This window comes from Pseudomonas sp. FYR_7, assembly GCF_043106155.1.
Lineage (GTDB): Bacteria > Pseudomonadota > Gammaproteobacteria > Pseudomonadales > Pseudomonadaceae > Aquipseudomonas > Aquipseudomonas parafulva_B.
Genome location: NZ_JBICMI010000013.1, coordinates 122,370 through 136,339 on the forward strand (window position 1 = coordinate 122,370; position 13,970 = coordinate 136,339).

The window sequence follows — 13,970 nt, forward strand, 5'->3', positions numbered from 1 at the left end:
GGGCCTTTTTCTGCCCGCCAGGCGGGCCTACTCAGTCCCCAGGGGATAGCCACATGCCTTTTGACTTCGACCCGGCCGCCCACGGTCTCACCCTCGACGAAACCCAAACTGCCGCGCTGAAGGCAGCGCTCGGTGGCGAGGTACAGAAATTCCTGGACGGGGAGGTCTCGGGCCTCAAATCCAAGAATGCCGAGCTGATCGGCTCAAACAAGACCATCAAGACCGAACTGGACAAGCTGAAAGGCCAGTTCGACGGCCTGGACATCGAAGCCGTCAAAGGCCTGCTGGCCAAGGCCGGCCAGGACGAAGAAACCAAGCTGATCGCCGAGGGCAAGCTGGACGAGGTCATCAGCCGCCGGACCGAGCGCCTTCGCACCGACCTGGACAAGCAGGTCAAAGCTGCGAACGAGCGTGCCGACAAGGCCGAGGCCTTTGCTGCCAAGTACAGCGACAAGGTACTGGCTGACTCCATCCGCGCTGCCGCCATCAAGGCTGGCGCGCTACCCGAGGCTGCCGAGGACATCATCCTTCGCGCCCGCGGCACCTTCAAATTGAGCGAAGACGGCGAGCCCGTTGCCACCGACCGTGCCGGCGAAGTCGTGTACGGGAAGGACGGCAAGACCCCGCTGTCTCCCCTCGAATGGGCGGAATCGCTGCGCGAAACCGCTACCCACCTGTGGCCAAGGGCTCAGGGTGCCGGACAGACCGGGGACAACGGTGGCAAGGCCACGAAGAAATGGGGCGAGTACTCCGAGCAAGAGCGCGCCGCGCTGGCTCGAGACAACCCTGAAGCGTTCAAGCGACTCCAAGCCACCCAAGGAACCTAATCCATGGCAACTACCCAGCTGTCGGACATCTTCGTCCGCGACTACTACGGCGCGTTGGCGCCGGTGAACACCCCCGAAAAAACCGCCGTCTTCGAATCGGGCATCGTGACCCGCTCGCCGACGCTGGACAACATCGCCAACAACGGCCAGGGCACCTCCGAGATCAGCTACTGGCAGGACCTCGATGCCGACGAAGCGCCGAACATCTCGAACGACAACCCGGATGACCTGGGCGAGGTCGGCAAGGCCGAGCAAGGCAGCATGCGCGCGCGCACGCTGTACCTCAACAAGGGCTACGGTGTCGCTGACCTCACGGCCGAACTGGCCAATAGCGAGCCGATGCAGCACATCCGCAACCGCTTCGGCACGTACTGGACCCGTCAGTGGCAGCGCTACCTGCTCGGTGCTGCACGAGGCATCATCGCCTCGAACATCGCCAACGACGGTGGTGACATGGTCAAGGATGCCGGTGCCAGTATCAGCGCCTCCGCGTTCCAGGATGCGGCTTTCACCGCCGGCGACGCGGCTGACATGTTCGGCGCTATCGGCGTGCACTCGGTCGTCATGAACCAGATGGTCAAGCAGGACCTGATCGAGTACCTGCGCGATTCCACTGGCAAGATCATCCTGGCTACATACCTCGGCAAGCCGGTATTCATGGACGACAGCCTGACCTACGCGTCTGGCCAGTTCCTGTCGGTCTTCTTCGGCCAGGGCGCATTCGGCTACGGCGAAGGCACCCCTCACACTCCCGTCGAGATGCAGCGCAAGCCTGATGGCGGTAACGGTGGCGGCGCCGAGGTTCTGTGGGAGCGCAAGACCTTCATCCTGCAGCCCGCCGGTTTCAGCTGGAAGGGCAGCAACAACCTGAACCTGAGCCCGAATGCCACCCAGTACGCCAGCGCCGCGAACTGGGAGCGAGTATTCGACCGCAAGCAGGTACCGTTCGCCGCCGTCATCAGCGGCACCGCCACCCCTTGACCCGCCAGGCGGGGCGCTGACCTAGCGCCCTGCGCAGGAGACCACCATGAAAGTCATCTACACCGACAAGCCCGGCCGTGAGCGCGGCGTTTGCTATCGACTCCTGAGCCAGTTCTTCGGAGTCATCGACGGAGCCACACAGGTTGTGATCGAGGGTGACGCGCCCGATATTGTCGAGGCCTACGAGGCGGCCGGTATCAAGGTCGGCGAGCAATCCGGGGGCGACCAGTCTGAGACCGACCCGCACAAGATGAACGTCCCCGAGCTGAAGGAATGGCTCACCGCGAAGGGTATCGAGTTCGACGCCAGCGCGAAGAAGCCTGACCTGCAAGCCCTGATCCCGCAGGAGTGACCGATGACCGACTTCATCACCGTTGCTGACGTCGATGAGGCGCTCGGGCAGGGCTGGGCTAGCGCCGGTGATGCGGTCCTTGCAGTGGCCATGGCCAACGCTTGGCTCACGGCCAAGATCAAGCGCTCGGTGCCCGAGGCAGTGCCGGACGCCATCAAATCCGCTGGGGTCCAGGCGGCCAAGCTGGCTGCGGCCGGCGAGCTCTACAAGGACACCGAGCGCGAGGTGCAGAGCAAGACCGTATCGGCCCAGTCCGGAACGTCGACCAGCAAGACCTACGCGGCAGGCTCCGTCGCGCGCTCGAGCGCCGAGTACTATGCGCTGGACCTGATCGCGCCCTGGACCCGCCGCCAGGGCACCGTGATGCTCAAGAGGGTCTAGGCCATGGGTATGCGTGAAGATATACAGGCTGAGCTTGCCGAGGCCTTTGACGACCCCGACGGACTCGCTGATGCAGTTCGCCCAGTGGAGGGATCGCGCTCCATCAAGGGCGGCTACGACCCTGCCATCGGCGGCACGGTGCCGGCATCCACGCTTCACTACACGGGCCGCGGTGTCTTTGGGAGCTATCTAGCCAAGGAGATCGACGGCTCACGTATCCAGACCCAGGACGTGAAGCTCCTGGTGCTGCAGAACGAATTGTTCGAAGGGCAGGCCGATGCGGTGACCGCCATCGCGGCAGAACTGAAGATCGGTGACCTGATCAGCGGGTTTCGGACGCTCAACGTCTCCGAAGACCCAGCCAAGGCTACCTGGACCGTCCAATTGAGGAAGTGACATGCCCCGCGGATCACATATGACCCAGCGCTATGGCGGGCTTGAGGGTGGGTTCGCCGAGAGCATCCGCGCATTCGCCGAGCAAGCACAGGAAGCGCTGGACGCCACCTTTCGCGAGATCGTGATCGAGATTGGCAGCAGCGTAATCCGCATGTCTCCGGTGGGTAACCCGGAGATCTGGGCGGCCAACCTCGCGCACCGAGAAGCCCGTACTGCTGAGGCTGACCGCTACGACGCCAAGGTCGCAGCGCGCAATGAGGCCATCAACCAGAATCCGAGCAACTTCACCAAGTCGGGCAACCTAAGGCGGGGCGTGCGCTACGCCAAGCCGCTTACCAAGACCGAGCGTGACCAGAACTTTTACGTCAATGGCCTGGTATCCGGCCAGGGCTACGTCGGCGGCCGCTTCCGGGGTAACTGGCAGTTCTCCATCGACTCGCCGTCAACCGAAGAACTGGACCGCATCGACCCGTCGGGCAGCGAAGCCATAGCCGCGCTCATCAGCCAGGTACAGGCTCTGACCATCGGCCAGACGGCCTACATCGTGAACAACCTGTCCTACGCGGTGCCGCTGGAATACGGCCACTCAACCCAGGCGCCAGCCGGTATGGTCCGAGTCACCCTGGCCAACTTCCAGCGCATCGTCGACCAAGCCATCCGGAGCAACCGCGTATGAGTCAGGCCAGAGCCCGCCAAGCGATCGAAATCAAGCTGATGGCCTGGGCCGCGGCGCGCCCGATTCGGGTGGCCAACTTCGAAGAAGGATTCGAGGCCGAACCTGGAGAGACCTACCTTCGCGCCTACCTGCTGCCGGGCAGCACCGTGTGTAACTACCTGGACGGCGAGGCCTACGAGTACACCGGCGTCTACCAAGTGAGCATCGTGTGCCCAGCTGGACAGGCACTGATAACTGCGGAGCTGCTGGTCGACGACCTGTCGAGCATCTTCCGGGCTGACTCTCCGCTGAGCTGCAATGGCTTTGTAGGCCTGATCACCGAGCCAGTCGAGCAGGGGCCCACCATCACCGAGTCGGCGACCTACAGCGTTCCGACCAGCTTCATCTACCGCGGCATCGCGGACCAACCGCCCGCAGGGGCATAACACCGCCGCCCGGCGGGCCACCAAGAGGAATACACCATGGCCGCACGCTTCCCGCTGCCGAACGGCTCCGTACTGGAGATCGCCGCATCTCTCGGCAACGCCGTCGCTTACACCGCGCTGACCAATGCCGCACCACCGGTGGCCACCGCCGCCGGCCACACCATCAAGAACGGCGACGTGCTGGTGGTCAACTCGGGCTGGTCGCTGATCAACGACCGCGCGGTCCGCGCCTCCAACGTGGGGACTGACAAATTCTCCATGGGCGGGCTCAACACCACCAACGCCGACAAGTACACCGCCGGCGCCGGCGTGGGCTCGGTGCTCCCGGTAAGCAACTGGGCGCAGATCTCCAAGGTGACCGCTTTCACCTCGTCCGGCGGCGAACAGCAGTACCTGACCGTGGGTTATCTGGAGGACGACGACGACCGCCAGTTCCCCACCAACCGCAACCCGATCAATCTGGCGATCACCGTCGAGGATCAGCCAACCGCCGCCTACGTCGCACTGGTCGAGGGCTATGGCGACACCAAGTCGCTGACCGTGCTGCGCCTCAAGCTCCCGAACGGCGACCAGATCCTTTACCCGGGCTATGTCAGCATCTCCAGCACTCCAACCATGGAGCGCAACAGCCTGATGACCCGCACCATCAACGTGGCCCTGTCGGGCCGTCCACTGCGTTACATCCAGGTCGCGTAAGGAACCCTCATGGCGAAGATCAAGATTGCGCAGAACCCCACGTTCAGCGCCGCAGTGCTGTTGCCGCGCGTCGGCGCCGAGCCGGTCGAAGTGAAGTTCGAATTCCGCTACTTCGACCGCTTGGCGCTGGCGGAGATGTTCGATCGCTGGAACCAAGCCCGCGAGTTGCTGGCCGACCAGGCCAAGGAGGGCGCAACCTGGGCCGAGGTCACCCGCAGCGAGGTGCAGCTGCAGGCCGACCAGATCAAGGAGATCGTGCACGGCTGGGGCTTGCAGGACGAGTACACCGACGAGACGGTGCGCCAGCTGGTGCTGACCTGCACCGGCGCCCCGAAGGCCGTGATCGACGCCTATCAAGCAGCCTACGCCCCGGCCCGCCTGGGAAACTGAGGGCGGCGGCGCGGGCCATGTATGAGCGTGGCCCCACCGCCGAGCAACTGGGTGCGCTGGGCCTGAGCCTGGCGGACGTGCCAGGCGAAGAGGTCGAGGTATGGCCGGATGCATGGCCAGCATTGCGCCTATTCGAGGCAATGAGCACGCAGTGGCGCCTTGGCCAGGGTGGGGCTTCTGGTCTGGATTACGCCGCCATCCCCTCAACGTCCTCAATGCTCGGCATCAAGCGCCGCGAGCTCCCCGACATTTTTCCCGATCTTCGCATCCTCGAAGTCGAAGCACTGGCCGTCATGGCCGAATCCCTGGAGTAGATCATGACCAACATTGCCGAACTTGGGATCAAGGTCGACTCGGGTGATGCCGTCAGCGCCGCGTCTGACCTTGATCAGCTCACAGATGCAGGCAAGCGCACGGAGGAGTCTGCCGGCAAAGCTGGCGGGGCATGGGAAGCCGCGCTGACAGGTATGCGCGGGGATACGCGCCAGATCGTACAAGAGCTGCAAGCCCTCAATGCTAGGCAGGGCGAAATGGCCCAGCAGATGGCGACGGTCGGCAGCGCTGTTACTTCGGCGTCTGCGGCATTCGTCAGCGCCGCAGCGAGCATGACCGCGTTTCGGTCTGCCACAGATCAGGCAGGCCAGGCCCAGGCCACGCTTACGAGCGCGACGGATGCTGTAAGCCAGGCAGAGGGCCGTGCTGCCGAATCGGCCGATGAGCGTCGAGCCCGGCTCGAGGCCATGGCAAAGGCCTCACTTGAGGCCAGCGAATACCACCAGAGCCTGGCCGCCAGCGTGGCCAAGGCCGGTACGGCCATGGAAGGCGCTCAATCGTCGGCGACCAACTGGGCCGCCTACCAGGGCGAGATCAACGCCCGCGGCCGCGCGCTGTTGGAAACTGAAGACCGGCTCGCCGAAGCTGCTCGCCAAGCAGCAGCAACCAACGGGCTGCAAGCTGAGGGGCTGCAAGAGCTGCTCGGCCGCATCAACCCAGTTGTCGCAGCGCTGGACAAACTCGATCAGCAACAGGCGCAACTGCGTCAATTCAAAGACGCCAAGCTGCTGGATGATGAGACGTTTCGCGAGTACAACACCCGCATCGAGGCTGCTCGACAAAAGCTTGGCGACTTCGACGAAGGTGTTCGCAATACGGGTGTTTCTGCAGGACAAACTGCCGCTGCGTTACGCCAATTGCCCGCGCAGTTCACTGACATCTTCACCAGCTTGGCCGGGGGCCAAAACCCGCTACTGGTGCTCATCCAGCAAGGTGGACAGATCGTCGATTCGTTCGGCGGTATTGGCCCGACTCTGGATGTGCTGGGTGAAAAAATCCGATCTGTGCTGGGTATCGGGGGAGGAGTTGGTTCAGTCAGCGAAGCGTTGGGCGCGCTGGGCGAGGGCGGCAAGGCGGCCGCTGAAGGTGCTGATGCAGCCGGCGAAAGCCTAGGGGATATGGCCGAAGGCGCCAATACCGCGGCGGACGCAGCGAAGAACGCCAAAGAGGCGGCGTCAGCTCTGGGGGCCGCATCTCCGCCTTTGACGCTGGGCTTCGGAGCGATTGTCGCCTCAGCGCTCGCAGCGGCAGCAGCAATTGGCGCTTTGATTTACGGGTACAGCCAGGGCAGCAAGGAGGCCGATAAGTACAACCAGGCTCTTATCTTGACTGGTAACTATGCGGGAACGACGGCGAGCGCTTTGGGCGATATGACCCGTCGGGTCAGTGACGTCAATGGCACAGTCGGAGCTGCTGCCGAAGTGCTGGCCAAGTTAGCCAGCAGTGGCAAAATCGCGAGCGAGAGTTTTGAGCTCATCGCGAATGCCGCGACTGCCATGGAGGATGCGACTGGGCGCTCCATCGATGCCACTGTGGCAGAGTTTATGAAGATCGCGGATGACCCGGTCAAGGCCGCCAAAGAACTCGACGACCAGTACCATTTCTTGACTGCCTCGGTTTACTCGCAGATCGTCGCGCTCAAGGATCAAGGCGAAACTGTAGAGGCAGCGAATTTGCTGACCGAAACTTACGCCGAGACCATCGACAAGCGAACTGGTGAGATCACTGAAAACCTTGGCTCTATCGAGAGAGCCTGGAAGAAGGTCAAAGATACCGCCTCGAACGCCGTTGACGGCCTACTCAATATTGGCAGGGTCGCGACCACAGCTGATCAGATCGCTGACTTGGATCGCCGCATTGCGATGACCGAGGCCGGTGGTTTCGGCCTGTCCCGTAACCGCGAGAGAACGCTGACAATTCTGCGGGACGAAAAGGCTTTTTTGCAGGACAAACTTACGGCCGAAGCGGATTTGGCAAAGTACGATGCAGAGCAGGCCAAGTCCCAAAAGGACGCCATCTCCGCGATGACGCGCGTCGACGCGCTCACCAAATCCGCTTGGACCAACGAGGAAAAACGTAAAGAGGAAGTCAAAAAATATCGCCGGGATCTTGAGGCGATTAGGAAGGCTGATCCGAACGATGCCCGTTTGAACTCGGATGTGGTTGCGAACAACATCGCCAACATCAATCAGAAATTCAAGGATCCGAAGGGGCGCACCGGCGAGGTCGACCTGTCCGCATTCAACGATCAAAAAAACGCTCTCAGCGCGATCGTAGCGGAGTACAAAAACCACCAAAAGGAACTGGACGCAGCACAGAAAGCAGGCATGGTTTCGGAGGAGTCGTACGCCTCCCAGCGCGTAGCGATCGTTGAGCAGCAGGCCGCTGACGTCGCGCATATTTACGAAAATCAGATAGCAGCGCTTGAACAGGCCAGGGGTCGCAGCACGACCAACGCTCAGCAGCGAATCCAGCTCGACCAGAAAATTGCCGACGCCCGTGCTGCGATGGTCAAGGCACAGAAGGACGCCGACTCAGAGCTGGCCGTGCTGGCCACTAACGAAGAGGGCCGTCTGGCTAAGCAGAAGGTCGCGGTCCAAGCCTACACCGATCAGCTTGAGAGGCAGCGCGAGGCGCTGGCGACATCCGGCACTCGCGCCGCCAGCAGCTTGAGCCTAGGTGACCGGGACGCCGGCCTGCAAAGCAACTTGGACGGCGCGACTGACCGCTTCAACGACGAGCGAGCTCGTCTGCTTGATCGCCGGCGCACAGCCCCTGACAAGTACTCCCAAGGCGACTACGAACGCGACCTGACCATCCTCAGCCAGGCCGAGAACCGGTATCGGGAAACCGTGGTCGACAACTACGACAAGATCACCGAAGCCCAGGGCAGCTGGGAGAGCGGTGCCAAGTCCGCGCTTCAGAACTACCTCGACCAATCCCGCGACATCGCCGGGCAGACCAAGTCGCTGTTCACTGACGCGTTTGGGTCAATGGAGGATGCGGTCGTGAATTTCGCCATGACTGGCAAATTCTCGTTCGCAGACTTCACCAAGTCCGTCTTGGCAGATATGGCTCGCATTGCAGCGCGCCAGGCCACGTCAAGCCTGCTTGGCGGCTTGGTCAATCTCGGCATATCGGCCGCGTCGGCCTATTTCGGAGGCGGTACCGGCAACGGTATGGAGGCGGGTTCGGCAGGCGCTGTGTCCTCCAACCTCGGCGCTTCCCAAGCCGGTTACTCATCTGCCTATGGGTTCTCTGACGGTGGCTACACAGGCGATGGTGGCAAGTACGATCCAGCCGGCATTGTGCATGGCGGGGAGTTCGTGCTTCGCCGCGAAGTCGTGAACCAGCCTGGCATGCGCGACTACTTGGAGACGCTGAACACCAGGGGGTACGCCGATGGGGGTTACGTGGATTCAGTTGCGCCCAAGTCCGCCCTTCAGAGCGCAGGTAGCAGGAGCGGCCTGAACCTCAACCTGTCAGCGCCTGTGACGGTCACCATTGAGGATCGGGGTAGCAATGGGATGCAGCTCGATCAAGATGCTCTGCAGAGAAACCTGCAGATGCAAATGAAGACAGCTGCCGAGAAGGCTGTTGCCGACTCTTGGCGTCCAGGCGGGACAAGCTACCGAAATGCTAAGGGGCGGTGAGTATGGCTATCGAGAGATTCGCTTGGCCAACAGAGCGCGGCAGCGCTCCGGAAATTAACTACCGCGTGCGCGAGTCGCGGTTTGGGGGCGGGTACCGACAGGTGGTCGGTGACGGGCCCAACAACAAGGAAGACAGCTACCCCATCACCGTCACCGGCACGAAGGCCCAAGTACTCAAAGTCATGGAGTTTTTCGACAGGCACGGCGGGGCTAAGGCTTTTCTGTGGACCACGCCGCTCGGGGATCTTGGCTTATTCACCTGCAAAGACCCCAAGCCTACCCCGGTGGGTGGTGGACGTTTCAAAGTGACCGCCACCCTCGAGCGGGCTTTTCACCCATAAGGAACCAGCATGTCACTGATCAAGGACATCCAGACCCTGGAGCCTGGCAACGAGGTACTGCTGTTCGAACTCGACGGTTCGGACTTCGGCGCCGACACCCTGCGCTTCCATGGCCATGCGATTCCTCATACCCCTGAGGAGCTGCGAGCAGCCGGCGCCAATGCCGACCAGCTGCAGGCCAAGTCCATCTGGTGGCAGGGCAACGAGTACAGCGCCTGGCCAGTGCAGATTGAAGGCATCGAGGCGAACTCCGACGGCACTGCGGTGCGGCCGACGTTCAGCGTGGGTAACGTCAGTGGCCGGATCACGGCGCTGTGCTTAGCCTTCGACAACCTGCTTGAGTTCAAGCTGACCATGCGACACACCTTCGCCGAGTACCTGGACGCTGCGAACTTTCCCGGCGGCAACCCCTCCGCAGATCCGGCAGAGGAGGCGATCGAAGTCTGGTACATCGACCAGAAAGTTTCCGAAAGCGGCACGACTGTAGCTTGGGAGCTTGCAAGCCCGGGTGATGTGGGTGGTGAGACGATTGGGCGCCAGATGACCCAGCTATGCCATTGGGCGATGACGGCAGGGTACCGGGGTCCGAACTGTGGCTACACCGGGCCCTACTACGACATGGATGGAAACCCGACCTCGGACCCGGCAAAGGACCAGTGCAATGGCTGCCTGGACACCGGCTGCACCGTCCGGCATGGCCAGGGCAACGAACTTCCCTTCGGCGGCTTCCCTGCCGTCTCGCTGATCGCCCGGAGCTGACCATGCGCAAACACATTCTCGCCGCCGTGCAGGCGCACGCAGCGGCTGAATACCCGCGTGAGTGCTGCGGCCTGATGCTGCAGGTTGGCCGAAGGCAGGTCTATCACCCATGCTCCAACGCATCCAACGATCCGACTGAAGAATTCAGGATTGCACCAGAGCAGTACGCTGAGGCGGAAGACTTGGGCGAGGTGATCGGCATTGTCCACTCACACCCGGACGCCACCAGCAGGCCGTCCCCGCGGGACTTGGCCATGTGCGAAGCTACGGGCCTGCCCTGGTACATCTTGTCTTGGCCGGAGGGTGACCTGCGCACGATCACGCCCACCGGAAGCACGCCGCTGCTCGGTCGCCCGTTCGTGCACGGTGCCTGGGACTGCTGGCAAACCTGTGCTGACTGGTACAAGCGTGAATGGGGACTGGAGTTTCCCGCCTACGCCCGGGAAGAGGGCTGGTGGGAGAATGCTCACGGACCGAGCCTGTACGAGCAAGCCTATGAAGCCGCTGGCTTCTACCCGGTGAGCGAGCCGCAGCGTGGTGACTTAATCGTCATGGCGGTGGGCCGCACCGCCCATCCAAACCATGCTGGGATCTATCTGGGCGCCGACCCGCAACTGCCAGGCGAGAGCGCAGAGGTCTTCGGGCCGGGTCCATTCATGTTGCATCACCTGCTGGGGCGACCATCGGAAATTATCGTGTTCGGGGGGCCTTGGCTCGACCGCACGCACCTCGTATTGCGTCATCGGGACGCCAAATGACGCGGCTTGCCGCATGGAGAAGCACATGGGCAGCACGAAGGCTGATTCAGTGGCGGTGAGCCAACTCGAGACTAGGATCGACCCTGGAGCTAGAGTCGCGCCATTGAAGTCGCTGGCTGCACTCGATTGGGACGACAGAGAGGTCGTTCCGTTGCGACAAGATGGGCCATGGGATCCACGAGAGTTGCTATTTGCTGATTTGACCAGCTACGCAATGGACCCAGGAGCGCCCGCCCTTGTGGCGATCACTGCGCGCATCGTCGTCAGCCCAAGTAAAGGCGATAAATACCTTGCTTGAAGTCCAGCACAAGTCTGCCACATACGATTGAAAGCATGCCGATCACCATGTGCTCGGTCGCCGGGCTGTTACCAAGCTGAGCCGAAAAAATGTCGGTTTCAATTTGCAGTTGAAGCTCAGGAAAAAAAATGTGTGCTAGGTAGTGGGTTGAAGGTGCTGATGAAGTGCCGCCATGAACAGTAGAGGTTCCTAGCTGCGGACAGGCGGCCGCGGCTATGTAGGCTGGGGTGGCGTAATTATTGTCTGCGCCGGTATCCAGTAACGCATAGACGATCTTGGAATTTGTTGGGACCGGCAGGGTGCTTTTCCCGTGATTTGGATCGTTTCTCAAGACCGCTTTTACCACGGGCCGACCAGGAGGCGTGTCTGAGACGCTGCCGGCGTCGTTCATAAAACGCACAGGTACGAACTGCACATTGGCGGGTATGCTGTAATCGATCATCTCAGTTCCTAGAGATTGCATTTTTCCGGCAACGGACCGGGGCGGTTCGTTGGGAGGCACAACGCTACTACGGCAGGGTGCTGGGCGGTTACTGGGGATGCGTCCAGGGTGGACGGGTAGACAGGAGTGTGCCCTACCTAGGGCCGGAGCGGCGGTTATTCGTACGCAGATTTGAGGGTGATCATCTCACCTAGTGCCCAAACTCGGTGTGCTTCGGAGGTATGACCGTTTGTTTCATCGAAGCCGAGCGCAGCGGCCGCATGCCATCTAACGCCTGCAGCTTTTTCTTTGGCATAGCCGTTGAGATGCGTGTCACTATCCAGATCCTCAACCAAGCCTCGTATGGCGCTGTAAAGTGACGCGCGGTCGATGAGCGTCTTCGCGTTTTTGAGTTCGTCCACTAGCTCCTGAAGAGCTTCGACGCGGGCTTTGATGTGACTCATAGTGATCCTTCGGGGTTTTCTGCCTCGTGCAACAAGGCTTCGAGGAACGGGAATTCGATAAAGCAAATTTGCTCGATTTGGCTGCGAACCTTTTGGTGGGTCTCGGTGCGATGATTTGCGATTGTCAGGTAATAATTTTGGCCTTCATGCTTAGCAAACATTAACCACTCACCAGTCAGAGCCTGCTTTTCCGCCAGGCGCCTCCTGTTGCCGCTCACAGCATCGTCAATGATAGCTTCGATCTCATGAGGCTCCAGAAACCGCTCTTCGCCGGCTTCATGAGCTTCTTTGACTATTTTATCGAAGAGGGGGACCTTGTACCGATTGAGTCCCTTTTTGACATTCTGTGCAAGTGATGCCATACCATCTTGCATGTAGTGCTTATGCCAGAGCCCCTTTAGAGGCGGGTACCGGTTTTGTATCGGCGCCTTTTGAGAGCCAAGCTGACCTGCCTCCAGAAGCTCTATTTCCCTGACTATTTTTAGAGGATCCTGAATCTCTGCAAGGTAGCCCCCAAGTAGATTCAACGACAACAGCGCGCTATATCGGCCAGGCGCTGCGCGTTCAAGCCCAATCCGGCGCGCGAAGCGTACCAGGTCCTCCCCGGGCAGTTCATCTTCATCTGACGACATGGCCACTCCCTTGACTAGGTTTGCTGAATACCGAGGATGTTGAGTTGCGCACTTTTGATGTGCACTCTGGAATCTTGCGAACGCTACTACTCATTGGGCTTCAGCTGTTACTGGCCTTTCATCCACCCTGGATGTCTGGCCAGCCAGGCTGCTACAGTCGCGGTTTTCAAGGAGGGATCACATGCGAATTTTTATCGGGGCGTTGGCGGTGGCTTTGCTGGCGGGGTGTGTCTCGCCAGCGGATCTCGAGAAAAACGAGCCAACGATCGCCGCGGCCACCCCCAAAGACCCAAAGACATACGCGCTTTGTGTTTTCCCAAAGTGGCAGGCAGCACGCGCTGACTCGGCGATGGTTGAAACCTCAGACGGTTACCGACTCTGGGTTGCCCAGAGCAATATGACCGATGAGCTGCTTGATATCCGCAAGTCGGGTTCTGGCAGTGCTGTGACTCTCAAGCAAAGGATGGCCTGGAGCCCAGGTCTCGGTAGAAGCGCCATCGAAAAAGCTGCGAGAGATTGCTTGTAGCTTCCAAGAATACAGCCGCCTTCGGGCGGCTTTTTTACGCCTGGAGGAATCATGTCGGCATTCGCTCAGCATCATGTGAACATCAAACTCTCTGGATCACTGGCGCAGAAGTTTGGGAGGCTGCACTCGAAGGTCCTTGACACAGGGAAGGCTTGGGAAGCGTTCAAGGCCTTAAAGGTCACCATTCCTGGTTTCGAGGAAGAGGTTAAACGACTGGATCGGCTTGGGATGAGATTCGCTATTTTCCGTAACGGGAAAAACGTGAGCGAGTCAGATTTCGACAGGGGGGGAGTCCAGGAATTGAGAATCGTCCCAGTCGTACATGGCGGAAAGCGCGCCGGGCTGCTCCAAACAATCATCGGCGCCATTCTCATCGTGGTGTCTTTCATCCCAGGTTTTCAGGCTGCTGCAGCACCAGGTATTGCACTCGTTGCTGGCGGCGTCATTCAAATGCTCAGCCCCCAGGCCAAGGGCCTATCCCAAAGTGCGGCGCCGGAAAACCTACCGTCGTACGCCTTCGGCAGCGCCAAGAACACTACAGCCAGCGGCAACCCCGTCCCGATCTGCATCGGCGAACGACGCTGGGGTGGGGCGATCATCTCCGCCTCGATTGAGGCGCAGGACAAGGCATAGCACCAAAAGAATGAACAGACCGCCAGTT

19 protein-coding genes are annotated in these 13,970 nt (G+C 60.8%); 16 read left to right on the plus strand and 3 right to left on the minus strand.

What is annotated here, in order from left to right; all coding sequences use genetic code 11:
- The first annotated feature begins 53 nt into the window (after nucleotides 1-53).
- The 14 genes from ACF8R3_RS02870 to ACF8R3_RS02935 are packed head-to-tail and all read left to right on the plus strand — an operon-like array spanning nucleotide 54 to nucleotide 10,968.
- Nucleotides 54-827, plus strand: a complete 774-nt coding sequence (locus ACF8R3_RS02870; protein ID WP_392514884.1) for a hypothetical protein — start codon at nucleotides 54-56, stop codon at nucleotides 825-827.
- 3 nt (nucleotides 828-830) lie between these two features.
- A complete protein-coding gene (locus ACF8R3_RS02875) occupies nucleotides 831-1,808 on the plus strand; it encodes a major capsid protein (protein ID WP_392514885.1) in 978 nt (325 codons plus the stop codon).
- Nucleotides 1,809-1,854: 46 nt separating this feature from the next.
- Entirely contained in the window at nucleotides 1,855-2,160 is a 306-nt protein-coding gene (locus ACF8R3_RS02880) for a HeH/LEM domain-containing protein (RefSeq protein WP_392514887.1), read from the plus strand.
- A 3-nt stretch (nucleotides 2,161-2,163) separates the two neighbouring features.
- The gene (locus ACF8R3_RS02885) at nucleotides 2,164-2,541 is read left to right on the plus strand and encodes a hypothetical protein (RefSeq protein WP_392514889.1); all 378 of its coding nucleotides are present in this window, start codon (nucleotides 2,164-2,166) and stop codon (nucleotides 2,539-2,541) included.
- 3 nt (nucleotides 2,542-2,544) lie between these two features.
- Nucleotides 2,545-2,937: a hypothetical protein gene (locus tag ACF8R3_RS02890; RefSeq protein ID WP_392514891.1), complete on the plus strand. Its 393-nt coding sequence runs from the start codon at nucleotides 2,545-2,547 to the stop codon at nucleotides 2,935-2,937.
- A gap of 1 nt (nucleotide 2,938) precedes the next feature.
- Nucleotides 2,939-3,613 (plus strand): hypothetical protein, encoded by a 675-nt coding sequence (locus ACF8R3_RS02895; protein WP_392514892.1) that lies wholly within the window; start codon nucleotides 2,939-2,941, stop codon nucleotides 3,611-3,613.
- Nucleotides 3,610-4,038 (plus strand): phage tail terminator-like protein, encoded by a 429-nt coding sequence (locus ACF8R3_RS02900; protein ID WP_197843759.1) that lies wholly within the window; start codon nucleotides 3,610-3,612, stop codon nucleotides 4,036-4,038. Before ACF8R3_RS02895 ends, ACF8R3_RS02900 begins: the two co-directional genes overlap by 4 nt.
- Before the next feature lie 36 nt (nucleotides 4,039-4,074).
- Nucleotides 4,075-4,734 (plus strand): phage tail protein, encoded by a 660-nt coding sequence (locus ACF8R3_RS02905; RefSeq protein ID WP_392514895.1) that lies wholly within the window; start codon nucleotides 4,075-4,077, stop codon nucleotides 4,732-4,734.
- Nucleotides 4,735-4,743: 9 nt separating this feature from the next.
- Nucleotides 4,744-5,124, plus strand: coding sequence for a phage tail assembly chaperone (locus ACF8R3_RS02910; RefSeq protein ID WP_392514897.1), 381 nt, complete (start codon nucleotides 4,744-4,746; stop codon nucleotides 5,122-5,124).
- Nucleotides 5,125-5,141: 17 nt separating this feature from the next.
- Nucleotides 5,142-5,438, plus strand: a complete 297-nt coding sequence (locus ACF8R3_RS02915; protein WP_392514898.1) for a DUF1799 domain-containing protein — start codon at nucleotides 5,142-5,144, stop codon at nucleotides 5,436-5,438.
- Nucleotides 5,439-5,441: 3 nt separating this feature from the next.
- A complete protein-coding gene (locus ACF8R3_RS02920; RefSeq protein ID WP_392514900.1) occupies nucleotides 5,442-9,110 on the plus strand; it encodes a phage tail tape measure protein in 3,669 nt (1,222 codons plus the stop codon).
- Nucleotides 9,111-9,112: 2 nt separating this feature from the next.
- Complete coding sequence (locus ACF8R3_RS02925; RefSeq protein WP_392514902.1) at nucleotides 9,113-9,451, plus strand: phage tail protein; 339 nt, start codon at nucleotides 9,113-9,115, stop codon at nucleotides 9,449-9,451.
- Nucleotides 9,452-9,460: 9 nt separating this feature from the next.
- A complete protein-coding gene (locus ACF8R3_RS02930) occupies nucleotides 9,461-10,210 on the plus strand; it encodes a phage minor tail protein L (protein WP_392514904.1) in 750 nt (249 codons plus the stop codon).
- 2 nt (nucleotides 10,211-10,212) lie between these two features.
- Nucleotides 10,213-10,968 carry a C40 family peptidase gene (locus tag ACF8R3_RS02935; protein ID WP_392514906.1) on the plus strand — a complete coding sequence of 252 codons (756 nt, stop codon included), beginning with the start codon at nucleotides 10,213-10,215 and terminating at the stop codon, nucleotides 10,966-10,968.
- Nucleotides 10,969-11,231: 263 nt separating this feature from the next.
- Here ACF8R3_RS02935 and ACF8R3_RS02940 read toward each other — a convergent pair whose 3' ends face one another.
- From ACF8R3_RS02940 to ACF8R3_RS02950, 3 genes are all read right to left on the minus strand, one after another.
- Nucleotides 11,232-11,708, minus strand: a complete 477-nt coding sequence (locus tag ACF8R3_RS02940) for a hypothetical protein (RefSeq protein WP_392514908.1) — start codon at nucleotides 11,706-11,708, stop codon at nucleotides 11,232-11,234.
- 155 nt (nucleotides 11,709-11,863) lie between these two features.
- Nucleotides 11,864-12,151: a hypothetical protein gene (locus ACF8R3_RS02945; RefSeq protein ID WP_392514909.1), complete on the minus strand. Its 288-nt coding sequence runs from the start codon at nucleotides 12,149-12,151 to the stop codon at nucleotides 11,864-11,866.
- Nucleotides 12,148-12,783, minus strand: coding sequence for a hypothetical protein (locus ACF8R3_RS02950; RefSeq protein WP_392514911.1), 636 nt, complete (start codon nucleotides 12,781-12,783; stop codon nucleotides 12,148-12,150). The genes ACF8R3_RS02945 and ACF8R3_RS02950 overlap by 4 nt, the downstream gene beginning before the upstream one ends.
- Nucleotides 12,784-12,964: 181 nt before the next feature.
- Between ACF8R3_RS02950 and ACF8R3_RS02955 the strand changes: the two genes are divergently transcribed.
- Nucleotides 12,965-13,309, plus strand: a complete 345-nt coding sequence (locus tag ACF8R3_RS02955; RefSeq protein WP_392514913.1) for a hypothetical protein — start codon at nucleotides 12,965-12,967, stop codon at nucleotides 13,307-13,309.
- A 51-nt stretch (nucleotides 13,310-13,360) separates the two neighbouring features.
- Nucleotides 13,361-13,942: a tail assembly protein gene (locus ACF8R3_RS02960; protein ID WP_392514914.1), complete on the plus strand. Its 582-nt coding sequence runs from the start codon at nucleotides 13,361-13,363 to the stop codon at nucleotides 13,940-13,942.
- Nucleotides 13,943-13,970: the final 28 nt, after the last annotated feature.